Consider the following 22,191-nt stretch of genomic DNA (forward strand, 5'->3'; position numbering starts at 1 on the left):
GGTTCATGGGTGAGCTTATCAGGCAGCGGCCGGCCAGGGGACCCTTCAGGGGCACAAGGGCTCAGTGCGATGGCGTTACTGACGACCCAGGTATTCGCCCTCCAGCGGTACGGCCTGGTCCGGTACGCGCTCGGCTGCGCTGAGGGCCTCTGGGTTTTGGCGAGCACGCCACGCCCGGAAGGCCCCCAGCTCACCTTGGAGGGTTTTCATGACCCAGCCCAGCACAGCGATGTCATCGAGCATGCCAACGCCCACCAGCCAATCTGGAATCACGTCGATAGGGCTGACGAAATACAGCAAGCCTGCCACGATAGACAAGATCGCTTTACCGCTGATTGCACGGTACTCACCACGCCAGTACGCCAGGCACAGCGCCTGTAACAGGCCTATGTCTTCTTTCAGCCCCCCGAGCTTTTTGCCACGAACCTTGCGCGCCACGGCAATCGCCAGCGCAGGCAAACGACCGCGGGCAATCAGCCGCTCGGCAAGGGGAAGAAACCGGGTAAAGCCCAAAGGTACCTTCATGCAACCTCCACGCAGTGCTTGAAAGGATATCCACAGAAAGTGTGGATAACCATGTGAACAGCCGTGTCAGAACGGCCTGTAACGCCCAGTAGCAAAGGGGAAGCGTCAAATCGACGCTTTTTCGTTCACCTTCTGTAACAAAATCATCCATGAAGCCTAACCGGCGTCTACTACGCCCCTCCCCGTCTGACTAATGTGCCACGCAAGGGTTCGTAAATCCGTCAGGCTCACCGCCTAGGCGCTGCACGACCGCTAACGCCACGGGTAACCAGGCCAGAAACGACAACGCCCCGGTAACCGGGGCGCTGTGTAGAGCAGCGAGCTTACTTCTTCTGAGCAGGCTCAGCAGGCATTTCTTCACTGGCTGCGGCGTCGTCAGCGTCTACAGGCGCCTTGGACGGGTCCTTGATGCCGATCAGTTCTAGGTCAAACACCAGGACCGAGTTGGCCGGGATGGTCGGGCTTGGGCTCTGCGCGCCATACGCCAGGTCGCTCGGGATGAACAGCTTGACCTTTTCACCGACGTGCATCAGTTGCAGGCCTTCAACCCACCCTGGGATTACACCACTCACAGGCAAATCGATAGGGCTGCCACGCTCAACGGAGCTGTCGAAGGTTTTGCCATCGATCAGCTTGCCGGTGTAATGAACAGTGACTACATCGGTAGGCTTTGGCTGTGGGCCGTCTGCCTTCTGTACCACTTGGTATTGCAAGCCAGAGGCCGTGGTGACCACGCCGTCTTTCTTGGCGTTTTCTTCCAGGAATTTCTTACCGGCCGCCAAGGAGTCTTCACTCATCTTGGTCATGCGCTCTTCGGCACGTTTTTGAAGGGCCGCAAAAGCTTCTACCAGTTCGTCGTCCTTGAGCTTTTGCTCTTTCTTGCCAACGGCATCTTCGATACCCAAGGCCACGGCCTTAGAGTCCAAGTCATCCATGCCTTCCTGAGCCAGGCTTTTGCCCATGTTCAAGCCGATACCGTAGGATGCTTTCTGGGCCGGGGTTTTGAGCTCGACACTACTGGTCTGCTTGTCGCAACCGGCGAGAACCAAACCAACCAGGGCGATCGCAGCCGCCAACCGATGCTGTTTCATGCTGTTTCCTTGTAAAAAGGGGCGCCATATGAGAGGCGATCGAGAGAAGCCGCGAGCTTATCAGCCAGCCCCGACCAATGGCTATGCCATAGGAGAAGGAATGCACTGATAAGTTCACGCTACCAAACGAAATGGGTTCTGGCAGGTGAAAGTTCGTTCACGCCTGTAGACACGCTCTAAGCACGCTTGTAAGAACGCTTGCAACTTAGAGCTAGCCGGATAACGCCAAACCGCCTGCCCATCAAGGGCGCAGTTACACAAAATTTATGTATAAAAAAAGCGACCAGAAGGTCGCTTTCTCGATACCTGAAGCTGTTCAGAGGCTTCAGGCTAAATATGGCGCAGCGGACGGGACTCGAACCCGCGACCCCCGGCGTGACAGGCCGGTATTCTAACCGACTGAACTACCGCTGCGTAATTGCTCAGACATTCGCCTGATTGAAACAAACTGACTAAAGCGGGGTAGTGCTTCAGTCTCAAGTGGCGCGTTAACAACACTTGGGACAAATGGCGCAGCGGACGGGACTCGAACCCGCGACCCCCGGCGTGACAGGCCGGTATTCTAACCGACTGAACTACCGCTGCGCGTCGGTGGACTTTCATCCGCTCTAGAATCAGAGCACTTCGAAGTGGTGGGTGATGACGGGATCGAACCGCCGACATTCTGCTTGTAAGGCAGACGCTCTCCCAGCTGAGCTAATCACCCGTGTACTGCGTCGAAGTGGTGCGCATTTTGGCGACCGACCCGCTGTAAGTCAATAGCCTGCTTGAAGTTTTTTTGAAAAAGACGAATCAGGTATAAAAACACACCGCTTCGCTTAGCCTTTACTGGTAAATCATCTTGCGGGTCATACCACCGTCCACGATCAATTCTTGGCCAGTCACAAAGCCCGCATTGGGGGACAACAGCCACGCCGCCGCACAGGCAACGTCCTCCACCGTCCCCACACGGCCCGAAGGGTGCTGCTGGTGATCCAGCTCACTCAACGGCTCTGCACGCCGCTCCCGTGGATCACGCGCGTCGATCCACCCTGGGCTTACCGCGTTCACACGGATTTCAGGCGAAAGGCTGATCGCCAAGGCATGGGTAAGCGCCAGTACGCCACCCTTGCTGGCGGCATAGGCTTCGGTATCAGGCTCCGACTGGTGAGCCCGGGTAGAGCACAGGGTCACGATAGCCCCATGACGCGCCCTTAGATAAGGCGCGCAGTGCCTGGCCAATAGCATGGTGCCGGTTAGGTTGGTGCCGATTACCCTGTGCCAGTGAGCCAGCGGCAAGGCTTCCACCGGCCCGTTGTGGGCATGAGTGATCGCAGCGTTGCATACCAGGCCATCGAGCCTGCCGAAATGCCCGAGGGCTGTGGCCACCCCTGCCGACACCTGACGGTCGTCAGAGACATCCATGTGAACGAAAGTAGCGCCCTCCCCCAACGCCTCGGCAACCAGCACTCCACGTGCGTCATCCACATCGGCGATGACTACTTTCCACCCTTCGGTGAGCAGCCACGCCGCGATGCCCAGGCCGATTCCGCGGGCAGCCCCTGTGACCAACGCCACCCGCGCATGGTGAAACCCGGTGCTGACGAGTTCCATTGGTATCACAGCGCAGCCAAGCCGCGGGCCATGTCTGCCTGCAGGTCGGCCAGGTCTTCAAGCCCTACTGCAACGCGAATAAGGCTGTCCCGAATACCTGCCGCGTCTCGCTCTGCCGGCGACAGCCGCCCGTGCGACGTGGTAGCCGGGTGAGTGATGGTGGTTTTGCTATCACCCAGGTTGGCGGTGATGGAGACCAGCCGCGTGGCGTCGATGAATGCCCAGGCGCCTGCCTTGCCCCCCTTGACCTCGAAGCTCACTACGCCGCCGTAACCACCGTGCATCTGGCGCGTGGCCAACTCATGCTGTGGATGGCTCTTAAGGCCCACGTAATGGACCCGTTCGATGCCTTCCTGGCCTTCAAGCCACTCCGCCAGCGCCTGGGCGTTGGCACAATGAGCACGCATGCGCAGGCTCAGGGTTTCCAGCCCCTTGAGGAAGATCCAGGCATTGAACGGGCTTAACGATGCCCCTGCCGTGCGCACCACGCCGACCATCTCTTTCATGTGTTCGGCGCGCCCCGCGACGATACCGCCCATGCAGCGGCCCTGCCCGTCGATGAACTTGGTGGCCGAATGGGTCACGATGTCCGCACCCAGCTTCAGCGGTTGTTGCAAAGCAGGCGTATTGAAGCAGTTGTCCACCACCAGCAAGGTGCTCTTGGCGTGAGCAATGGCCGCTAGCCCGGCGATGTCTACGACTTCTGCCAAGGGGTTGGAAGGCGATTCCACGAACAGGAAACGGGTGTTGGGCTTTATGGCCCTTTCCCACCCGCCCAAGTCCGCCAGGGGCACGTAGTCCACTTCAATGCCGAAGCGCTTGAAGTACTTGTCGAACAGGCTGATGGTGGAGCCGAACACGCTTTGGGAAACCAATATGTGGTCCCCCGCGCTGCACAACCCCATGGCGATGCCGGTAATCGCTGCCATGCCGGTGGAGAAGGCTACGGCCTGCTCTGCGCCTTCAAGGGCCGCGATACGCTCCTCGAAGGAGCGCACCGTGGGGTTGGTGTAGCGAGAGTAGACGTTGCCCGGCACCTCCCCGGAGAACCGTGCCGCGGCGTCCGCAGCGGTGCGGAACACATAGCTGGAGGTGAAGAACAACGGGTCGCTGTGCTCACCTTCCGGGGTGCGGTGCTGGCCGGCCCTGACCGCCAGGGTATCGAAGCCTACGCCTTCCAGATCGCTATCAAGGCGCCCTGCGTCCCAATCCTGGCTCATGGCGTGCTCCCTCAGTTGTTGTACAGATCGATGATTGCGCTAACAGAGTGGCGCTTATCCTTGGCCAAGTCATTACGTGCCGTGTCGATCTTGCTCAGGTACGCGGCGTCTACGTCGCCGGTGACGTACTTGCCGTCGAATACCGCACAGTCGAAGTGATCGATCTTGACCTTGCCACCGCCCACTGCCTCGATGAGGTCTGGCAAATCCTGGTAGATCAACCAATCGGCGCCGATCAGGTCAGCCACCTCTTCGGTGCTGCGGTCATGCGCGATCAGCTCGTGGGCACTGGGCATGTCGATGCCGTAAACGTTCGGGTAGCGAACGGCGGGCGCCGCCGAGCAGAAGTACACTTTTTTCGCCCCAGCCTCGCGCGCCATCTGGATGATCTGCTTGCACGTCGTGCCGCGGACGATGGAGTCGTCTACCAGCATCACGTTTTTGCCGCGGAACTCCAGCTCAATGGCATTGAGCTTCTGGCGAACGGATTTCTTCCGCGCAGCCTGGCCAGGCATGATGAAGGTACGGCCGATGTAGCGGTTTTTAACAAAACCTTCGCGGAATTTGACGCCCAGCTGATTAGCCAGCTCCAACGCCGACGTACGACTGGTGTCGGGGATTGGAATCACCACGTCGATGTCGTGATCCGGGCGCTCGCGGAGGATTTTATCCGCCAGTTTTTCGCCCATGCGCAGCCGGGCCTTGTACACCGAGATGCCGTCGATGATCGAATCCGGGCGCGCCAGGTATACGTGCTCGAAGATGCAAGGCGCGTAGTGCGGGTTTGGTGCGCACTGCCGGGTGTGTAGGCGACCGTCTTCGGTGATGTACACCGCTTCACCGGGTGCCAGGTCGCGGATCAGGGTGAAGCCCAGCACGTCCAGCGCAACGCTTTCGGAAGCGATCATGTACTCCACGCCATCATCGGTGTTGCGCTGACCGAATACAATGGGGCGAATGGCGTTAGGGTCACGGAAGCCAACGATGCCATAGCCTGTGAGCATCGCAACCACGGCATAGCCGCCGCGGCAGCGTTTGTGCGTGTCTTTCACCGCAGCGAACACGTCCTCTTCGGTAGGCTGCAGCTTGCCGCGCACGGCCAGCTCGTGGGCGAAGACGTTGAGCAACACCTCGGAATCGGAGTTGGTATTCACGTGACGCAGGTCTGATTCGTAAATCTCCTTGGCCAGCTGTTCCACGTTGGTCAAGTTACCGTTGTGGGCCAGGGTGATCCCGTAAGGCGAGTTTACGTAAAACGGCTGCGCCTCGGCCGAGGTAGAGCTACCTGCCGTGGGGTAGCGCACGTGCGCGATGCCCATGTGACCGACCAAGCCTTGCATGTGCCGCTGTTGGAACACGTCACGGACCAGGCCGTTGTCCTTGCGCAAAAACAACCTGCCATCGTGGCTGGTGACAATACCGGCAGCGTCCTGGCCGCGATGCTGCAAGACGGTTAACGCGTCATACAGCGCCTGATTGACATTCGACTTACCGACGATACCGACGATGCCACACATGCGACACAACCCCTACTTAGTGGACCTGAAAGGACCCTTGCTCCTGGCTTTTAGGCGCGGGCAAGAGGTGTTCCTTGAATGGGATCTCGACCGGTGAAGTGACACCAGCCGCCAACCACCGACTGCTCATGCCCAAAATGAGGTTTTTGGACCAGTCAGCGACAAGAAGAAAACGCGGCAGCAACTGAGACTGCTGCCACCATGGGTCTTGTTGGACCGGCCCAAGGCTGAGCAGCCCTGCGCATATCACTACCAGCAGCCCGCCACGCGCTGCGCCAAACACCATACCCAGGAACCGATCGGTGCCGGACAGCCCGGTAACGCGAATCAGCTCGCCGATGAGGAAGTTGATCATGGCGCCTACAAGCAGCGTGGCGACAAATAAAATGGCACAGCTTGCGATGACCCTGGCCGAAGGCGTTTGAATATAGCCTTCGAGGTACTGAGCCAGCCCCCCTCCGAACATCCAGGCCACGGCGCCAGCCACTATCCAGGTGAGCAACGACAACGCCTCTTTGACGAAGCCGCGTTTCAAGCTGATCAGTGCTGAGACAGCAACGACCGCCAGGATCGCCCAGTCAACCCAGGTAAATGCCACGATTTGGCCTGCAAGGGGGTAAGGGCGCGCATTTTAGCAGACGGGACGTGCGGGGTTAAGCGTGATTATCAGATCGCATGCATGCAGGCCTGCTATGAAACTCCAGGCCTGCCTGCCGCGTGGTTCAGGCGCGCTCAGGCTCGAAACGCACCACGAAACCCTTGAGGTTTTGCTGACGATTGATGACATCGCGTAGGCGTTCTGCCTCGCTACGGTCTACCAGAGGCCCTACGAAGACGCGGTTCTTGCCGTCGGATGAGCGGACATAGGCATTGTAGCCTTGAGTGCGTAGGTTTTTTTGCAAGGTATCGGCCCCCGCGCGATTGGACAGGCTGGCGAGCTGTACCGACCAACTGACCGGCACCCCTGCAGCATCGAGCTTGCTGGTGGTGTCTGCCTTGGCCTGAGCGGCTGGGGTAGCGGGTGCCGCCGCTTGAGCTGGTACGGGCTTGGTACCCGACGTGGTCACGGTAGGCGCAGCTGAGATAGGCATGCTTGGCGCCGAGGCCTGCGCCGTGGCGCGTGCCGTAACAGGCGGTGATGCCGGTACGTCCTGCGTAACCGTAGGCGCGGGGGCCTCCGGGACAGCGGTAGGCTGTACCTTGACCGTTGGTACCACCGGTGCGGCTGGCGCAGCAGGCGCCTCTACCCGAACGGCATGCAGCTCATCTGGCCGGCTAAACAACATAGGCAGAAAAACCACGGCCAACGCAATCAATACGATCGCCCCCACCATGCGTTGCTTGAAGACGTTATCCAGCAAAGCCATCTGCGGCTACCTCCACGCCGTGTTGCTCCAGCCATGACAAGGCTTGGGCGACACAAAAAAACGATCCGAACACGAATATCTCATCGTGGGGCCCCGCACGCTCGCACTGGTAATCCAGGGCGGCCTGCACACTGGCATGTGACGTTACCACCGCACCAAGGTTCGACAAGGCCGCCTGCAATTGTTCAGGGCGACGGCTACGCTCAGAGGGCAAGGGTGCCACTGCCCACTCGCCTACCCGTTCGAGCAAAGGCTTGATAACTCCCTCCAGCGCTTTGTCGGATAGCAGACCGAACACGGCCCGCCGAATTGCCGGGGGAGGCAGTGGCGCCAGACGCTTACGCAGGTAGTGCGCAGCATGGGGGTTATGGCCTACATCCAGCAATAGCTGCACCGGTTTGCCTTGCCAGAACGCCAGGCGGCGATCCAAGCGCCCTACTACCCGGGTTGCGACCAGTGCCAGAGCGATAGCCGCAGGCCGCCACGAAAGGCCCAGCAAAGCAAAGCCCTGCAGCGCCAGAGCGGCGTTTTCCAATGGCAGGCCCAGAAGCGGCAGCGACGCCAGCGCCAAGGGTTGCCCATCGCTCCCCTGGCCCTGCCAGTGCCAGTCGGTGTCCGTAACGCTCAGGCTGAACGCCTGCCCGTGTACCAACAACTTCACATCTTTACGCTCGGCCACTTCGAGCAGGGTACTTGGCGGCGCTGGGTCGCCACACACTGCCGGCCGGCCGGCACGCAGAATACCCGCCTTCTCGAAAGCGACCGACTCTCGGGTGTTGCCGAGGTACTCGGCATGGTCCAGGCCGATGTTGGTAATCAGGGCAAGGTCGGCGCTGACCAGATTAACGGTGTCCAGCCGCCCACCCAGGCCAACTTCGAGCACCAGCGCATCCAGGCCTGCCTGGGCGAATAGCCAGAAAGCGGCCAGCGTGCCCATTTCAAAATAGGTAAGTGACACCTCAAGGCGGGCAGCTTCCACGGCTTCGAAGGCCGCGCACAACTGCGCGTCGGTAGCAGGCTGGCCGTTTATCACCACTCGCTCGTTATAGCGCAGCAGGTGCGGCGAACTGTACACCCCCACCCGAAGCCCTTCGGCCGCGAGCAGGCTGGCAAGAAATGCGCAGGTAGAGCCTTTGCCATTGGTACCCGTAACCGTGACCACACGAGGCGCCAGCGGCCCGAGTACTAGCCGGTCAAATACCTGCCGGCAGCGGCCCAGCCCCATGTCGATTGCCACCGGATGCAGTTGCTCCAGATAAGCGAGCCACGCGTCGAGGGTGCGGGAGGTCATGGCGCTGCGGGCACCGGCGCAGGGGAGGCGTCTGCCTGCACCGCCGTGACCAATGCCTGGCCTGGCGTGGGCGTATTGGTCATTTGTGCCAGCAGGCGCGCCAAGCGAGGTCGCAGCTCTTGGCGATGGACGATAAGGTCGATTGCACCGTGCTCCAACAGGAACTCGCTACGCTGGAACCCCTCGGGGAGTTTTTCTCGTACGGTTTGCTCGATTACCCGTGGGCCCGCGAAGCCGATCAAGGCCTTGGGCTCGCCAACGATGACATCGCCAAGCATTGCCAGGCTGGCCGACACTCCGCCATATACCGGGTCGGTCAATACCGAAATGAACGGGATGCCCTCTTCACGCAAGCGGGCCAGCACCGCAGAGGTTTTGGCCATCTGCATCAGGGAAATCAGTGCCTCCTGCATGCGCGCCCCGCCGGACGCTGCAAAGCAGATCATGGGGCACCGGTGTTCCAAGGCATAATTGGCGGCGCGCACGAAGCGCTCACCGACGATGGCACCCATGGAGCCGCCCATGAAGCTGAACTCAAAAGCGCTGGCGACCACAGGCATGCCCATGAGCGTACCGCTCATGGAAATCAGCGCGTCTTTCTCACCTGTTTGCTTCTGGGCGGCAGTCAGGCGGTCTTTGTACTTCTTGCCATCACGGAATTTCAGGCGATCTACCGGCTCGAGGTCGGCACCCAGTTCTTCCCGGCCCTCAGGGTCGAGAAAAATGTCCAGACGGCTACGGGCCCCGATTCGCATGTGGTGATTGCACTTGGGGCACACGTCGAGGGTTTTTTCCAGCTCTGGGCGATACAGCACCGCCTCGCAATTGGGGCACTTGTGCCACAGCCCTTCAGGCACCGAGCTTTTCTTTACTTCGGAACGCATGATCGAAGGGATCAGTTTGTCTACCAACCAGTTGCTCATGCTTGTTTCTCCAGTCACTGGCGACCCTGCGCGGGCCGTGCCGGGGGCCATAGGGCCACCTCGGTGATTCAATACCAGGGGAGCGACAGGCGCTTCACCCTCTCGAAAATGCAGATGCGTGCCGGTTAGCCCGGGAACGGCCGTTTGCGCGCTGAAGATATTCGACGGCCGCTCAACGATGGCCGTCACATTGCCACATACGCTGGCTAAGGGATTAATTCCAGGAACGCACGGCCTTGATGAAGCCTTCTACGCGGCGGCTGTCCTTGATGCCTTTGCTGTGCTCTACGCCACCGCTCACGTCCACCCCGAAGGGCCGTACGTGCTGAATAGCCTCGCTGACGTTTTCAGGGGTAAGGCCACCAGCGAGAATGATCGGCTTGGCAAGGCCCATCGGCACCAGCTCCCAGTCAAATGCAACGCCAGTGCCGCCCGGTACGCCTTCGACGAAGGCATCGAGGAGCAGGCCGGAAGCGCCGTGGTACAACTCAGCAGCAGCAGCGATATCATCCCCAGGGCGGACCCGCAGCGCCTTTATATAAGGGCGGTTATAACCTGCGCACTGTTCGGGAGTTTCGTCCCCATGAAATTGCAGGAGATCCAGGCGCACGGCGTCGAGCGTTTCGTTGATTTCGCAACGGCTGGCATTGACGAACAGCCCTACCACGGTGATGAACGGAGGCAGGGCAGCAACGATTTCACGCGCCTGCTGAAGGGTGACCGCCCGTGGGCTTGGGGCGTAGAACACCAGGCCAATGGCATCTGCCCCGGCGCGGGCGGCTACCAAAGCATCGTCAACGCGGGTAATCCCGCAGATCTTGCTGCGAACAGCGGCCATGACGCAACTACCTCGTACGGTCTGGAAGGTGCGAGGGATGTTAACAAAAAGCCCTCGGCTGCGTCAGCCCGGCAGGCTATCAAACCCCGTAAGGAAATGTGGCCCTATGTAACGGGACGGTAAGGCGTAAGTGTCGGGGTACTCCACCTGTACCAGATAGAGCCCATAAGGGTGCGCAGTCACCCCACCCTGCCGACGTTCTCGCCCTGCCAATACCTCAGCGGCCCAGCCCACGGATTTGTCCCCACTACCGATGGCCATCAGTACCCCGGCCAAATTACGCACCATGTGGTGAAGGAAAGCATTGGCGCGCACATCAATCACAACCATGGCGCCATGACGGGTCACCCGTAAGTGGTGAAGCTGCTTGATGGGCGATTTAGCTTGGCACTGGCTGGCGCGGAAGGCACTGAAATCATGGGTCCCCACCAAAGGGGCGGCGGCGGCGGCCATGCGCTCTGCATCCAGAGGGCGGTGATTCCAGGTGACTTCTTCGGCCAGGTGTGCGGGGCGTATCAGGTCGTTGTAAATCACATACCGGTAACGCCTGGCCACGGCTTTGAAGCGGGCGTGGAAATCTGCCGGCATCGGCCGCGCCCAGGTCACGCTGATATCGCCCGGCAGGGCTGCATTGCTGCCCATGACCCAGGCCCGTTCTGGCCGAACCGCTTGGGTGTCAAAGTGTACAACCTGGCCACACGCATGAACGCCGGCGTCGGTACGCCCGGCACAGAGCACTGAGACAGGGCTTGCCGCCACCTTCGATAGGGCCTTTTCGAGGGTTTCCTGCACGCTGCGCACGCCGTCGATTTGACGCTGCCAGCCTTTATAACGCGACCCTTTGTACTCCACGCCTAGCGCAATGCGCGTGTGGCCTTGGGCGGCGATTTCATCCGCCGCACTTTGGTAACTCTCCACAGCGTCAAACCTACCTTCTAGAAAAACGACAACGGCAGCCTGCAAGGCTGCCGTGAGAGAAACGAGCCAATGACGTTAGCTCAACGCGGCCAGCATTTTGCGCGCCTCTTTTTGTTGATCGAGCGTGCCTTCCTTGAGCACTTCATCGAGGATATCTCGGGCCCCTTCTGCATCTGCCATGTCGATGTATGCACGCGCAAGGTCCAGCTTGGTGGTCACTTCATCGGAGTCGGCCAGAAAGTCGAACTCATCCAGACTACCGCCTACGCCGGTGTGCAGGGCGTCTTCGGTGGGCGCTTGGCTCATACTGCGCGACAGGTCTTCGAGTTGCGAGTTGACGTCACTGACGTCAGCCGCGAACCGGCTCTGATCCTCGCGCTGCTCCTCAGACAAAGACAAGTCGAAATCATCCAAGTGTTCGCGGTCGGTAGGTACTGCAGTGTCATCAGGTGCGTCGGCAGGGCCCTGTTCAGGGCCTAAGGGCTCCAGGTCATCGAGGTCATCGACCGGAGACGGCACAGGGTCTACCGCGTCGAGGTCCGGCTGGGGCTCTACCACCGCCTGCTCTGCGGTTTGTTCGCGCAACAGCGCTTCGAAATCTGGTGTCTCGCCAGGAGCGTCGCGTTGAGTCTCGGCTGGCGCTTCGGGGGCCGTTTCGATGCCATCCAGGCTCAGGTCGAAGTCGGTGTCAAACACGTTGCCAATAGGCTCAGGGGTGTCTGCCTCGTCCTGCAACAAGTCTTTTACATACTGGGCGTCCAGCTCGGCAGCCACTGCCGCAGCGCTGAGCCCTGCCGCCAGGCCCGCCATGGCAGGGAAGCGGGTTTTGAGCTCATTGACGTGGGCTTGGTATTCGCCATTGGCCATAAGTACACGCTCCTGTCCGATAAACCCGTCTCGGTCACCTTGATGACCGTACACTTCCATCAGCTTGACCCGAAGGTCATCGCGCTCAGGCGCTGCGGTGATGGCATGCTCCAGCAGGTCGCCTGCACGGTTGTAACGGCCGCGATCTATGTGCTCTTGGGCTTCTTCCAGCGGATCCTGCGCGGCAGGCGCAACCACCAGTGACGCTACCGAGGGCAGTTCGCTTTTAGGCGCAGGCGTGCTCGGGCGGTCGTAGATCGGCGCGGACGCAGCGGTTGCCGCTGCAGCGGAGGCGGCAACCATTGCAGGCGCCAGGCGTACAGAAGGGGCGGACGTGCCTAGGTTATCGAAACTGGTCGGGGGAAGGTCGAAGTCGTCGGTGCGAAACTCCTGTGCGTCGGACAGCTCCTTCGCCATGCGGTGATGCCGCTCGGACTCCTGCTGCGCCTTACGCCGTCTGGCCAGTAGCCATGCGGCCAATAGCAGCGCGGCCAAAGCAAACCCAACCACGGTACCCAGCACCCATCGGTTGCTGTTCTCGGCGGCAGGCGTCTCGGCAGTTGGCAGAGGCGCAGGCTCGGTGAGCGGCGCTGCAGGGTCTGCTACCACTGGCGCAATGGAAGGGTCGACAGGGGTGGTGTGCTCCACCGGCGGGGTGAGCTGAGCATCGATAGCAGGCTGACCATTCACACCCGGCGTAGAAGGCTCAGTGGGTGGGGTCTCGGCCGTAGGCACTTGTGCCGGCACGGTTGGCGCTGCGGCGCCGGCTTCTAACCGGGCCAACTGATCGCTGCGCAGTTGCAGCAAGCGCTGGGCCTTATCCAGCTGGCTTTGAAGGTCTGCCAGGCGGCTTTTCAACTCGGCATTTTCGCGCTGGGTGGTGTCCAGGTGTTCTTGTGTAACGGCCAGTTTGTCAGTCAGGGCTTTATTGTCCCCGACCACGCCACGCGCCTGAGCATCGTTAGCCTCACCCGATACCAGCTTCAATCGGTCACCTTGCTGCGGCGCAGGGGCATTACCGTTTCCGCTACGACGGGTTGCGTCCAATTGCTGCGCTCGTGGCCCTAGCCGACGACCCTCGCGCCATGCTGTGTTCTGCCGCGCAACTTCGGCGATAGCCTGAGGCTGGGCAAGCGCAGTAGCATCACTGGCGTCAGGCAAGCGCAGCACCTGACCCGCACGCAGGCGGTTGATATTACTGTCTTGGAAGGCGTCCGGGTTGATGGCCTGGATCGCTAACATGGTTTGCTGTACTGACGCTTGCTCACGGACCTTGGCGGCGATTTCCCACAAGGTATCGCGGTTAGTAGTGGTGTACTCCCGGTTGCTCGTGCTCGGTGCGGTTAGCGCTGGCGTAGCAGGCGGTATAGCCGCGGCGTTGGCGTCCTGCGGGGCAAAGCGCGAGGCATCGACCAGTACGCTGTAATCGCGCATGAGGCGGCCGCTAGGGTAGATCACCTGCATCAGGAACTTGACCAGAGGCTCGGACAACGGCGCAGAGGACGTTACCTGAATAACGCTACGCCCCCCTGGATTAATGATAGGGGTAAAGCTCAACTGGTTAAGAAACGCCTGGCGATCCAGGCCCGCACGGGCGAACTCCTCCGCCGAGGCGAGCCCAGGTACGATTTCCGGAGCAGTGAGCGCGGCGACATCACGCAGCTCAATTTCTGCCACCAGGGGTTGGTTGGCCGCTGACTTGAGGGTCAGCTCACCCAGCTCCAGTGCCTGTGCCAGCCCGGATGACAGCGCTGTCGCAGCGGCTATCGCCAATGCCAGTTTGCGAACTTGAACCATGGCCAGATCCTTTTGTGCGTGCCGGACTTACAGCGTAATCCGAGAAACTTTATGCAAAGTGTTGCCAAGTATCTTTTAGGACATAGCTTTTATCAACAATTCTGCCACTTGCACCGCATTCAGTGCCGCACCCTTGCGCACGTTATCGAGCGTCAGCCAAAAACTGAGGAGTTGTGGATCGTCCAGCCCGCACCGCACCCGGCCGATATACAGCGCGTCCTGGCCTACCGCGTCCCCTACAGAGGTAGGGTAGTCGTCAGTGCCGGTCCATTCCACTCCGGGTGCCTTGGCCAGTGCCGCCTGAACGGCGGCGATGTCTACCGGGCGGGCCGAGCGCACGCTGACGCTCAGGCTGTCGCCAAAAAACACCGGCACCTGAATACAACTCACCGCCACCTTCAAAGCAGGCAGCCCCAGCAACGCTCGCAGCTCGCGGTGCGCGCGTTTCTCCAAAGCCAGGTGCCCCGCCTCATCGGGCACCCCCACTTGAGCCAGTACGTTGAAGGCTACCTGGCGGTCGAACACGCGCGGTTCCAGTGGGCGGGCATTGAGCAGCTCCGTGGTTTGGCGGGCTAGCTCACCAATTGCTTCACGGCCACTGGCAGACATGGATAGACAGGCCGTGACGGTCACCTGCTCAAGCGTCAGCAGTGATTGAAGCGGCCATAATGCCAGCGCCAGTGCCGTGGCGATGCTGCCAGGGCTACCGACGCGGATGGGCCCTTGCAGCGCACCCAAACGCTCTGCATTCACTTCCGGAACCACCAACGGAGCGCCCTGCCTTGCCGCCAGGTCAATCACCGCACACCCTGCCTGGGTAGCCTTATGCGCAAAGGCTTCACTCACCGCATCGCCCGCGCAGAAAAAGGCTAACTGCACTTGAGAGAAGTCGAAGCCATCCAGGGCCTTTACCCGTGTGTTGCGCCCGCGGAAGGGCACGGACTTAGCCACTGAAGCTTCGCTGGCCAATAGGTGCAGCTGGCCCAGCGGGAAGTCGCGTTCTTCAAGGACCTGCACCAGGGTTTCCCCTACGGTGCCGGTTGCACCGATCACCGCCACGTCAAAGGCTGCGGACATGATGTTTCCTTAACGGCAAGGCAGCTGGCGGATCGCGCAGCTGCTCTGTAAACGAAAACGCGGCTGGCCACGGCTGCCCTGATAAAGAGACAGCGTAGCCAGCCGCGTGGGCTGAAGCACGTATCAGCGTTCGAGCAGAATACGCAACATACGACGCAAGGGCTCGGCGGCGCCCCAGAGCAACTGGTCGCCTACCGTGAAGGCACCCAGGTACTGAGACCCCATGTTCAGCTTGCGCAACCGCCCGACGGGGACGTTCAAGGTACCGGTCACGTGGGTAGGTGTAAGCTCCGCCATGCTGGCATCACGGTGGTTGGAGACCAGCTTCACCCAGGGGTTGTGCTGGCTGATCATGCCTTCGATATCAGCGATAGGTACGTCTTTGTTCAGTTTGATCGTCAATGCCTGGCTGTGGCAGCGCATGGCGCCGATGCGCACGCAAATACCGTCGACAGGCACAGGGTTCTTAAAGCGGCCAAGGATCTTGTTGGTTTCTGCCTGGCCTTTCCACTCTTCACGGCTTTGGCCGTTGGGCAGCTCTTTGTCGATCCAGGGGATCAGGCTACCGGCCAGGGGCACACCAAACTGCTCGGTGGGGAAGGCGTCACTGCGCATGGCCTCGGCCACCTTGCGGTCGATGTCCAGGATCGCGCTGGCGGGGTTGGCCAGTTCATCGGCCACGGCCGCGTGGGTTGCGCCCATTTGGCGGATCAATTCACGCATGTTCTGCGCGCCGGCACCCGAGGCCGCCTGATAGGTCATGGCACTCATCCATTCCACCAGCCCGGCCTCGAACAGGCCACCCAGGCCCATGAGCATCAGGCTAACGGTGCAATTGCCGCCCACATAGTTGCGGGTGCCAGCATCCAGCTGTTGATCGATGACCTTGCGATTGACCGGGTCCAGCACGATGACGGCGTCGTCCTCCATACGCAAGGTGGACGCAGCGTCGATCCAATACCCTTGCCAGCCCGCCTCGCGCAGCTTGGGAAACACCTCGGTGGTGTAGTCGCCACCCTGGCAGGTAAGGATGACATCCAGGGATTTGAGCGCCTCGATGTTATAGGCGTCCTTGAGCGGCGCCACCTCCTTGCCCACGGCAGGACCCTCGCCACCCACATTGGAGGTGGTGAAAAATACCGGTTCGATCAGGTCGAAATCCTGCTCTTCCAGCATCCGCTGCATGAGCACGGAACCGACCATACCGCGCCAACCGATCAGACCTACACGTTTCATCGCAACTACACCCTTGAAAAAAGTGGGCCGCCGCCTTACAGACCTTGCGGCGGGCCCGAGAGATTACAGATTTCGCAGCGCGGCGACTACTGCGTCGCCCATTTCCTGCGTACCGACCTTCGTGCAGCCAGGCGACCAAATGTCGCCTGTACGCAAGCCCTGGTCGAGCACCTTGCCCACTGCGGTTTCGATGGCCTGGGCGGCGTCGATCTGATTGAAGCTATAACGCAACATCATCGACACCGACAGGATAGTGGCCAGCGGGTTGGCGATGCCTTGCCCCGCGATGTCTGGCGCCGACCCATGGCAGGGCTCGTACATACCCTTGTTGGCGGCATCGAGCGATGCAGACGGCAACATGCCAATCGAACCTGTGAGCATTGATGCTTCGTCCGAGAGGATATCGCCGAACAGGTTGTCAGTGACCACCACATCGAACTGCTTGGGCGCGCGGACCAACTGCATCGCGGCGTTATCCACATACATGTGGCTAAGCTCCACCTCAGGATAATCCTTCGCAAGGTCCTCCACCACTTCCCGCCACAGCTGGCTGGACGCCAGTACGTTGGCTTTGTCCACGGAGCACAGCTTCTTGCCGCGGACGCGGGCCATATCAAAGCCAACGCGGGCGATGCGGCGGATCTCGCTCTCACTGTACGGAAGGGTGTCGTACGCCTGCCGCTCGCCGTTTTCCAGCTCGCGGGTGCCGCGTGGGGCGCCAAAGTAAATCCCGCCGGTCAACTCACGGACGATAAGGATATCCAGGCCTGCGACGATTTCCGGTTTGAGTGACGAGGCATCAGCCAATTGCGGGTAAAGGATCGCTGGGCGAAGGTTGGCGAACAAGCCCAGTTGAGCGCGGATTTTGAGCAAGCCGCGCTCGGGGCGGATGTCCCGCTCGATCTTGTCCCACTTGGGCCCACCCACTGCGCCCAGCAGCACTGCGTCTGCGGCGCGTGCGCGGGCAAGGGTTTCATCTGCCAGGGGCACACCGTGGCGATCGATGGCGGCGCCGCCGATGACATCCTCGGTCAGGGTAAAGCCCAGCGCGAACCGTTCGTTGGCCAGGTTCAGCACCTTCACCGCTTCGGCCATGATCTCCGGGCCAATACCGTCGCCGGGGAGAATCAGGATCTGCTTGCTCATGGGTTCCTCTTCTTATGCGAACGGCACCCCGAAGGGTGCCGGTAACTAGGTAAGCCAGCCCGCTACCCTAGGCAGGGGTCAGCGAAACAGCCAAGGCTGCGTGGCACTGTGATCGCCTTCGAAAACACGAATGGCCTCGGCATCCTGCAACGTCAGGCCAATGTCGTCCAGGCCGTGCAGCAGGCAATGCTTGCGAAACTCATCGATCTCAAAGGCATAGGCTTTGCCATCGGGGCGGGTAACGGTCTGCGCAGCGAGGTCGATAGCCAACGAGTAGCCAGGCTGTGCCTCGATCTGCTTGAACAGTTCGTCCACTTCAGCGGCCGTGAGGATGATCGGCAACAGCCCGTTCTTGAAGCTGTTATTGAAGAAGATGTCAGCAAAGCTGGGCGCAATCACGCAGCGAAACCCATACTCATCCAAGGCCCAGGGGGCATGTTCGCGGCTAGAGCCACAGCCGAAATTCTCGCGGGCCAGCAGCACGCTGGCGCCCTGGTAGCGCGGGTGATTGAGCACGAAATCCTGGTTCAGCGGCCGCTTGGAGTTGTCCTGGTAGGGCTGCCCTACGTCCAGGTAACGCCACTCGTCAAACAGGTTGGGGCCAAACCCGGTGCGCTTGATGGACTTTAAGAACTGCTTGGGAATGATCTGATCGGTGTCCACATTGGCACGGTCCAGAGGAGCGGCCAGGCCTGTGTGTTGAGTAAAGGCTTTCATGCTGCACGCTCCTGAGTAAGTTCACGGACATCAACGAAATGACCTGCCACGGCAGCCGCTGCGGCCATGGCCGGGCTGACCAAGTGAGTGCGGCCGCCGGCACCCTGACGCCCCTCGAAGTTACGGTTGGAGGTAGACGCACAGTGCTCGCCAGACTCCAGGCGATCCGGGTTCATGGCCAGGCACATGGAGCAGCCTGGCTCGCGCCATTCAAAGCCAGCCTCGATGAAAATGCGGTCCAACCCTTCCTGTTCGGCTTGTGCTTTCACCAAGCCAGACCCCGGCACCACGATGGCTTGCTTTACGCTTGCCGCCACCTTACGGCCCTTGGCGACTTCAGCGGCGGCGCGCAGGTCTTCGATGCGCGAATTGGTGCACGAGCCGATGAAGATACGGTCCAGACGAATCTCGGTGATGGGTTGGTTAGGACGCAAGCCCATGTACTTCAACGCACGCTCGATGGAGCCACGCTTGACCAGGTCTGCCTCAGCGGCAGGGTCAGGCACCGATTGGTCCACCGCCAGCACCATCTCAGGCGACGTGCCCCAGCTCACTTGAGGCTTGATCTGGGCGGCGTCCAGGCGCACAACGGTGTCGAAGTGGGCATCCGCGTCGGAAACCAGGCCTTCCCAGGCTTCGACGGCCTGCTCCCATTGTTCGGCCGAGGGCGCGAACGGGCGCCCTTTCACGTAGGCGATGGTTTTCTCATCACACGCCACCAGGCCCACCCGCGCACCGGCTTCGATGGACATATTGCAGATGGTCATGCGCCCTTCAACCGACAGGGCGCGGATGGCGCTGCCGGCGAACTCAATGGCGTGGCCATTGCCACCCGCAGTGCCAATCTTGCCGATCACGGCGAGCACGATGTCCTTGGCAGTGACGCCAAAGGGTAAGGTGCCTTCGACCAGCACCTGCATGTTTTTCATTTTCTTGGCTACCAGGCACTGGGTGGCCAGTACATGCTCCACCTCGGAGGTGCCGATACCATGCGCCAACGCCCCGAAGGCGCCATGGGTAGAGGTGTGGGAGTCACCACAGACCACGGTCATGCCTGGCAAGGTTGCGCCCTGCTCCGGGCCGATCACATGAACGATGCCCTGGCGCGGGTCGTTCATCTTGAATTCGGTAATGCCGTATTCATCGCAGTTGTCATCCAGGGTCTGGACCTGCAAGCGTGAGACCTGGTCCTCGATAGCGTCGATGCCGCCCTTGCGCTCTGCGGTGGTGGGCACGTTGTGGTCGGGCGTGGCCATGATGCTGTCTACGCGCCAAGGTGTGCGGCCGGCCAAGCGTAGCCCTTCGAAAGCCTGAGGCGAGGTCACTTCGTGGACAATGTGGCGGTCGATGTATATCAGCGATGAACCATCGTCACGCTGCTTGACCACGTGTGAATCCCAGAGCTTGTCATACAGGGTTTTGCCGGCCATTTCTTGCATCCTCGTCAGGCATGACTGTGGCGTAAGCCAGGCAGTGTTTGAGTCACTGCTCGATTAAAGGGCCCACGCTTGTTAAGGGAATGCTATGAGGTTAGATTCAATAACTCAAATTCATAATTTTTATCTTCTGGATAACAGCAAGGAATCCCGTAGATGGACTTGGCAAACCTTACTGCCTTTATTGGTGTGGCAGAGACCGGCAGCTTTTCCAATGCAGGCGAGCGGCTTCACCTCACCCAGCCCGCTATCAGCAAGCGTATTGCCGGCCTGGAAGCGCAGCTCGACACACGGCTGTTCGATCGTTTGGGCCGGGAAGTCAGCTTGACCGAAGCGGGGCGAGCGCTGTTGCCCCGGGCTTATCAGATCCTCAACGTGCTGGATGACACCCGACGGGCATTGAGCAACCTGAATGGGGAAGTGACCGGCCGGCTGACCCTTGCTACCAGCCATCACATCGGCTTGCATCGCCTCCCGCCCTTGCTACGCACCTTTACCCGTCGCTACCCCAACGTTGCGCTGGACATCCAGTTTCTTGATTCAGAAGTGGCGTATGAAGAGATCCTTCACGGGCGGGCCGAACTGGCCGTGATTACACTGGCGCCGGAACCCTACGGGTTGATCAAAGCGGTAAAAATCTGGGATGACCCGTTGGACCTGGTGGCCGCGCCCGAACATGCCCTGGCACGTCAGGCAGAGGTGTCGCTCGAAGATATTGCGCGCCACCCGGCAGTCTTTCCAGGGGGTAACACCTTCACCCACCATATCGTGCAGCACCTGTTCCAGGCACAGGGCCTGACCCCCAACATCGCCATGAGTACCAATTACCTGGAAACCATCAAGATGATGGTATCTATTGGGCTTGCCTGGAGTGTGCTGCCACGCACCATGCTCGATGACCAGGTTACGCAGCTCGCTTTGCCCGGCGTTCAGCTAAACCGTGAACTGGGCTACATTGTCCATACCGAACGAACCCTTTCCAATGCCGCCAGGGCGTTCATGGCCCTGCTTGAAAGCCACGTTACCTGATGGCTGGAGTACGCATGAAAAAGGGGGCGCCCCACCAGGCGCCCCCCTTTTTTTTATCGCAGCTCGCGTCGAGCGATCAATGTTCCAGCACAGGCGTGTGTGCCCCACCGATCGGGATACGCTTAGGCTTTGCCTCTTCAGGCACTTGGCGCAGCAAGTCGATGTTTAGCAGCCCGTTCTGCAAGCCTGCCGCCTTGACTTCGATATGGTCGGCCAAGCGGAACGACAGCTTGAACGCCCGTTGAGCGATGCCCTGGTGCAAGTAGGTGACGCTGCTGGTATCCCCCTCGCGGTTCTTGCCGCCGGTGACTGTCAGTACGCCTTTCTCCACTTGCAGCTCCAAGTCTTGCTCCTGGAAGCCTGCGGCTGCAACGACGATACGGTATTCGTTATCGCCATGCTTTTCGACGTTGTAGGGTGGGTAGGTACTGCCTGATTCATTGCGCAAGGCGGATTCGAACAAATCATTGAAACGATCGAAGCCAACCGAGTGACGGAACAAGGGAGCCATAGAAAATGCAGTGCTCATGACAATCTCCTGAAATTCAGCGAGTGGTTGATTCAGCGACCCGACTTCGGCATCGCTTACCCAACAGATAGGGGCTCACTGAAGGCTTTCAAGACCGTTCGTCGGGATCTTTCAAGCCAGCTCAGGCTCAGCCATTCCCAACAATGCACTGATGCGAGCGCAGTCGGTTTCTTGCCGCAGCGCCGTAAATAAGGTGACCGCCCCAGGGTAAGTACGGGTAAGCATCGCCACCCATTGCTTGAGCCGACCAGGCGCATAGCGCGGCGATAGCTTTGCCGTGGCTTGCTGCCAGAAGTCTCGCAGCATGGGCAGCAGCGCTTCCCATCTCATGGGCTGCACATACTCGCCTCGGCCGGCTGCGGCGATTTGCAGAGCAAGGTCGGGGCAGGACACCAACCCCCGGCCCAGCATGAAATGCTCGGCACCGCTCACGGCCTTGCAGCGCTGCCAATCGTCCACTGTCCAGATTTCTCCATTGGCGTAGACCGGCACCTTGACCACGCTCTGTACCCGAGCCACCCACTCCCAGTGGGCGGGTGGCTTATACCCATCGAACTTGGTTCTGGCGTGAACGACGATGCGTTCGGCCCCACCCTCGGCCAGCGCGCGCGCGCAGTCCAAGGCGCCTGCCGGGCTGGCGTAGCCCAACCGCATTTTGGCGGTCACGGGCACATGGGCGGGCGTGTCCCGACGCACCTGGCTGACAATCGCGTGCAGCAGTTCAGGCTCGTTCAGCAGCACCGCGCCGCCTTTCGAGCGATTGACCGTCTTGGCGGGGCAGCCAAAGTTGAGGTCGATCACCGGCGCGCCCAGCTCACACGCCACAGCCGCGCTCTCCCCTAGCAAGTGGGGGTCGGAGCCGAGCAACTGGACATGTAATGGCGTACCAGCGCGGGTTTGGCTGCCTTGCAGCAGCTCGGGCGCCAGCTTCACAAAGGATGAGGGGGGTAGCGCGCGGTCCGACACCCGGATGAACTCGGTAACACACCAGTCAATGCCACCTACGCGGGTGAGTACGTCCCGAAGGATGTTATCGACCAACCCCTCCATGGGGGCCAATGCCAGCTGCACGGC

Annotated in this window: 20 protein-coding genes and 3 tRNA genes; 1 reads left to right on the forward strand and 22 read right to left on the reverse strand. The window is 60.5% G+C overall.

From position 1 onward, the window contains the following. Positions 1-75: 75 nt before the first annotated feature. The 20 genes from AC4LE2_RS13880 to leuC all read right to left on the reverse strand — a co-directional run bounded on the left by AC4LE2_RS13880 (position 76) and on the right by leuC (position 19,553). Entirely contained in the window at positions 76-525 is a 450-nt protein-coding gene (locus AC4LE2_RS13880; protein ID WP_491826317.1) for a YkvA family protein, read from the reverse strand. A 323-nt stretch (positions 526-848) separates the two neighbouring features. Next, on the reverse strand, positions 849-1,616 hold the full coding sequence (gene bamJ, locus AC4LE2_RS13885) for a BamJ family beta-barrel-assembly machinery protein (RefSeq protein ID WP_491826318.1): 768 nt from the start codon (positions 1,614-1,616) through the stop codon (positions 849-851). Positions 1,617-1,953: 337 nt separating this feature from the next. Next, positions 1,954-2,030, reverse strand: a tRNA-Asp gene (locus AC4LE2_RS13890). Positions 2,031-2,124: 94 nt separating this feature from the next. Continuing rightward, positions 2,125-2,201, reverse strand: a tRNA-Asp gene (locus AC4LE2_RS13895). A gap of 45 nt (positions 2,202-2,246) precedes the next feature. Beyond that, positions 2,247-2,322: transfer RNA gene (locus tag AC4LE2_RS13900), tRNA-Val, on the reverse strand. 119 nt (positions 2,323-2,441) lie between these two features. Further along, positions 2,442-3,209, reverse strand: a complete 768-nt coding sequence (locus AC4LE2_RS13905) for an SDR family oxidoreductase (RefSeq protein ID WP_491826319.1) — start codon at positions 3,207-3,209, stop codon at positions 2,442-2,444. 5 nt (positions 3,210-3,214) lie between these two features. Further along, positions 3,215-4,429, reverse strand: coding sequence for an O-succinylhomoserine sulfhydrylase (locus AC4LE2_RS13910; RefSeq protein ID WP_491826320.1), 1,215 nt, complete (start codon positions 4,427-4,429; stop codon positions 3,215-3,217). Between the two features lie 11 nt (positions 4,430-4,440). Then, positions 4,441-5,946, reverse strand: coding sequence for an amidophosphoribosyltransferase (gene purF, locus AC4LE2_RS13915; protein WP_491826321.1), 1,506 nt, complete (start codon positions 5,944-5,946; stop codon positions 4,441-4,443). 16 nt (positions 5,947-5,962) lie between these two features. Next, positions 5,963-6,544: a CvpA family protein gene (locus tag AC4LE2_RS13920; RefSeq protein ID WP_491826322.1), complete on the reverse strand. Its 582-nt coding sequence runs from the start codon at positions 6,542-6,544 to the stop codon at positions 5,963-5,965. A 124-nt stretch (positions 6,545-6,668) separates the two neighbouring features. After that, a complete protein-coding gene (locus AC4LE2_RS13925) occupies positions 6,669-7,313 on the reverse strand; it encodes an SPOR domain-containing protein (RefSeq protein WP_491826323.1) in 645 nt (214 codons plus the stop codon). Further along, the gene (gene folC / locus AC4LE2_RS13930) at positions 7,297-8,604 is read right to left on the reverse strand and encodes a bifunctional tetrahydrofolate synthase/dihydrofolate synthase (RefSeq protein ID WP_491826324.1); all 1,308 of its coding nucleotides are present in this window, start codon (positions 8,602-8,604) and stop codon (positions 7,297-7,299) included. Before folC ends, AC4LE2_RS13925 begins: the two co-directional genes overlap by 17 nt. Next, complete coding sequence (accD, locus tag AC4LE2_RS13935; protein WP_491826325.1) at positions 8,601-9,527, reverse strand: acetyl-CoA carboxylase, carboxyltransferase subunit beta; 927 nt, start codon at positions 9,525-9,527, stop codon at positions 8,601-8,603. Before accD ends, folC begins: the two co-directional genes overlap by 4 nt. A 214-nt stretch (positions 9,528-9,741) precedes the next feature. Beyond that, positions 9,742-10,365, reverse strand: a complete 624-nt coding sequence (locus AC4LE2_RS13940; protein ID WP_491826326.1) for a phosphoribosylanthranilate isomerase — start codon at positions 10,363-10,365, stop codon at positions 9,742-9,744. Positions 10,366-10,428: 63 nt separating this feature from the next. Continuing rightward, positions 10,429-11,283 carry a tRNA pseudouridine(38-40) synthase TruA gene (gene truA / locus AC4LE2_RS13945; RefSeq protein WP_491826327.1) on the reverse strand — a complete coding sequence of 285 codons (855 nt, stop codon included), beginning with the start codon at positions 11,281-11,283 and terminating at the stop codon, positions 10,429-10,431. A 75-nt stretch (positions 11,284-11,358) separates the two neighbouring features. Beyond that, the gene (locus AC4LE2_RS13950) at positions 11,359-13,947 is read right to left on the reverse strand and encodes a motility hub landmark protein FimV (protein ID WP_491826328.1); all 2,589 of its coding nucleotides are present in this window, start codon (positions 13,945-13,947) and stop codon (positions 11,359-11,361) included. Positions 13,948-14,022: 75 nt separating this feature from the next. Next, the gene (locus AC4LE2_RS13955) at positions 14,023-15,024 is read right to left on the reverse strand and encodes an aspartate-semialdehyde dehydrogenase (protein ID WP_491826329.1); all 1,002 of its coding nucleotides are present in this window, start codon (positions 15,022-15,024) and stop codon (positions 14,023-14,025) included. 123 nt (positions 15,025-15,147) lie between these two features. Further along, positions 15,148-16,260, reverse strand: a complete 1,113-nt coding sequence (gene asd / locus AC4LE2_RS13960) for an aspartate-semialdehyde dehydrogenase (RefSeq protein WP_491826330.1) — start codon at positions 16,258-16,260, stop codon at positions 15,148-15,150. A 63-nt stretch (positions 16,261-16,323) separates the two neighbouring features. Continuing rightward, positions 16,324-17,406, reverse strand: a complete 1,083-nt coding sequence (gene leuB / locus AC4LE2_RS13965; protein ID WP_491826331.1) for a 3-isopropylmalate dehydrogenase — start codon at positions 17,404-17,406, stop codon at positions 16,324-16,326. A 78-nt stretch (positions 17,407-17,484) separates the two neighbouring features. Next, complete coding sequence (leuD, locus tag AC4LE2_RS13970) at positions 17,485-18,123, reverse strand: 3-isopropylmalate dehydratase small subunit (RefSeq protein ID WP_491826332.1); 639 nt, start codon at positions 18,121-18,123, stop codon at positions 17,485-17,487. Beyond that, entirely contained in the window at positions 18,120-19,553 is a 1,434-nt protein-coding gene (gene leuC / locus AC4LE2_RS13975) for a 3-isopropylmalate dehydratase large subunit (RefSeq protein WP_491826333.1), read from the reverse strand. The genes leuD and leuC overlap by 4 nt, the downstream gene beginning before the upstream one ends. 162 nt (positions 19,554-19,715) lie before the next feature. Between leuC and AC4LE2_RS13980 the strand changes: the two genes are divergently transcribed. After that, a complete protein-coding gene (locus AC4LE2_RS13980; protein ID WP_491826334.1) occupies positions 19,716-20,588 on the forward strand; it encodes a LysR family transcriptional regulator in 873 nt (290 codons plus the stop codon). A gap of 76 nt (positions 20,589-20,664) precedes the next feature. Here AC4LE2_RS13980 and AC4LE2_RS13985 read toward each other — a convergent pair whose 3' ends face one another. Together AC4LE2_RS13985 and AC4LE2_RS13990 are read right to left on the reverse strand one after the other, a co-directional pair. Further along, the gene (locus AC4LE2_RS13985) at positions 20,665-21,117 is read right to left on the reverse strand and encodes an Hsp20 family protein (protein ID WP_491826335.1); all 453 of its coding nucleotides are present in this window, start codon (positions 21,115-21,117) and stop codon (positions 20,665-20,667) included. Between the two features lie 111 nt (positions 21,118-21,228). Beyond that, complete coding sequence (locus tag AC4LE2_RS13990; RefSeq protein WP_491826336.1) at positions 21,229-22,188, reverse strand: tRNA dihydrouridine synthase; 960 nt, start codon at positions 22,186-22,188, stop codon at positions 21,229-21,231. Between the last annotated feature and the right edge of the window lie 3 nt (positions 22,189-22,191).

This window comes from Pseudomonas sp. 9.3L (assembly GCF_058536285.1).

Excerpts from the sequence above, each read along its gene's own strand:
- AC4LE2_RS13880 (WP_491826317.1), bottom strand. The coding sequence starts at position 525 with ATGAAGGTACCTTTGGGCTTTACCCGGTTTCTTCCCCTTGCCGAGCGG.
- bamJ (WP_491826318.1), bottom strand. The coding sequence starts at position 1,616 with ATGAAACAGCATCGGTTGGCGGCTGCGATCGCCCTGGTTGGTTTGGTT.
- AC4LE2_RS13905 (WP_491826319.1), bottom strand. The coding sequence starts at position 3,209 with ATGGAACTCGTCAGCACCGGGTTTCACCATGCGCGGGTGGCGTTGGTC.
- AC4LE2_RS13910 (WP_491826320.1), bottom strand. The coding sequence starts at position 4,429 with ATGAGCCAGGATTGGGACGCAGGGCGCCTTGATAGCGATCTGGAAGGC.
- purF (WP_491826321.1), bottom strand. The coding sequence starts at position 5,946 with ATGTGTGGCATCGTCGGTATCGTCGGTAAGTCGAATGTCAATCAGGCG.
- AC4LE2_RS13925 (WP_491826323.1), bottom strand. The coding sequence starts at position 7,313 with ATGGCTTTGCTGGATAACGTCTTCAAGCAACGCATGGTGGGGGCGATC.
- folC (WP_491826324.1), bottom strand. The coding sequence starts at position 8,604 with ATGACCTCCCGCACCCTCGACGCGTGGCTCGCTTATCTGGAGCAACTG.
- accD (WP_491826325.1), bottom strand. The coding sequence starts at position 9,527 with ATGAGCAACTGGTTGGTAGACAAACTGATCCCTTCGATCATGCGTTCC.
- AC4LE2_RS13940 (WP_491826326.1), bottom strand. The coding sequence starts at position 10,365 with ATGGCCGCTGTTCGCAGCAAGATCTGCGGGATTACCCGCGTTGACGAT.
- AC4LE2_RS13950 (WP_491826328.1), bottom strand. The coding sequence starts at position 13,947 with ATGGTTCAAGTTCGCAAACTGGCATTGGCGATAGCCGCTGCGACAGCG.
- AC4LE2_RS13955 (WP_491826329.1), bottom strand. The coding sequence starts at position 15,024 with ATGTCCGCAGCCTTTGACGTGGCGGTGATCGGTGCAACCGGCACCGTA.
- asd (WP_491826330.1), bottom strand. The coding sequence starts at position 16,260 with ATGAAACGTGTAGGTCTGATCGGTTGGCGCGGTATGGTCGGTTCCGTG.
- leuB (WP_491826331.1), bottom strand. The coding sequence starts at position 17,406 with ATGAGCAAGCAGATCCTGATTCTCCCCGGCGACGGTATTGGCCCGGAG.
- leuD (WP_491826332.1), bottom strand. The coding sequence starts at position 18,123 with ATGAAAGCCTTTACTCAACACACAGGCCTGGCCGCTCCTCTGGACCGT.
- leuC (WP_491826333.1), bottom strand. The coding sequence starts at position 19,553 with ATGGCCGGCAAAACCCTGTATGACAAGCTCTGGGATTCACACGTGGTC.
- AC4LE2_RS13980 (WP_491826334.1), top strand. The coding sequence starts at position 19,716 with ATGGACTTGGCAAACCTTACTGCCTTTATTGGTGTGGCAGAGACCGGC.
- AC4LE2_RS13985 (WP_491826335.1), bottom strand. The coding sequence starts at position 21,117 with ATGAGCACTGCATTTTCTATGGCTCCCTTGTTCCGTCACTCGGTTGGC.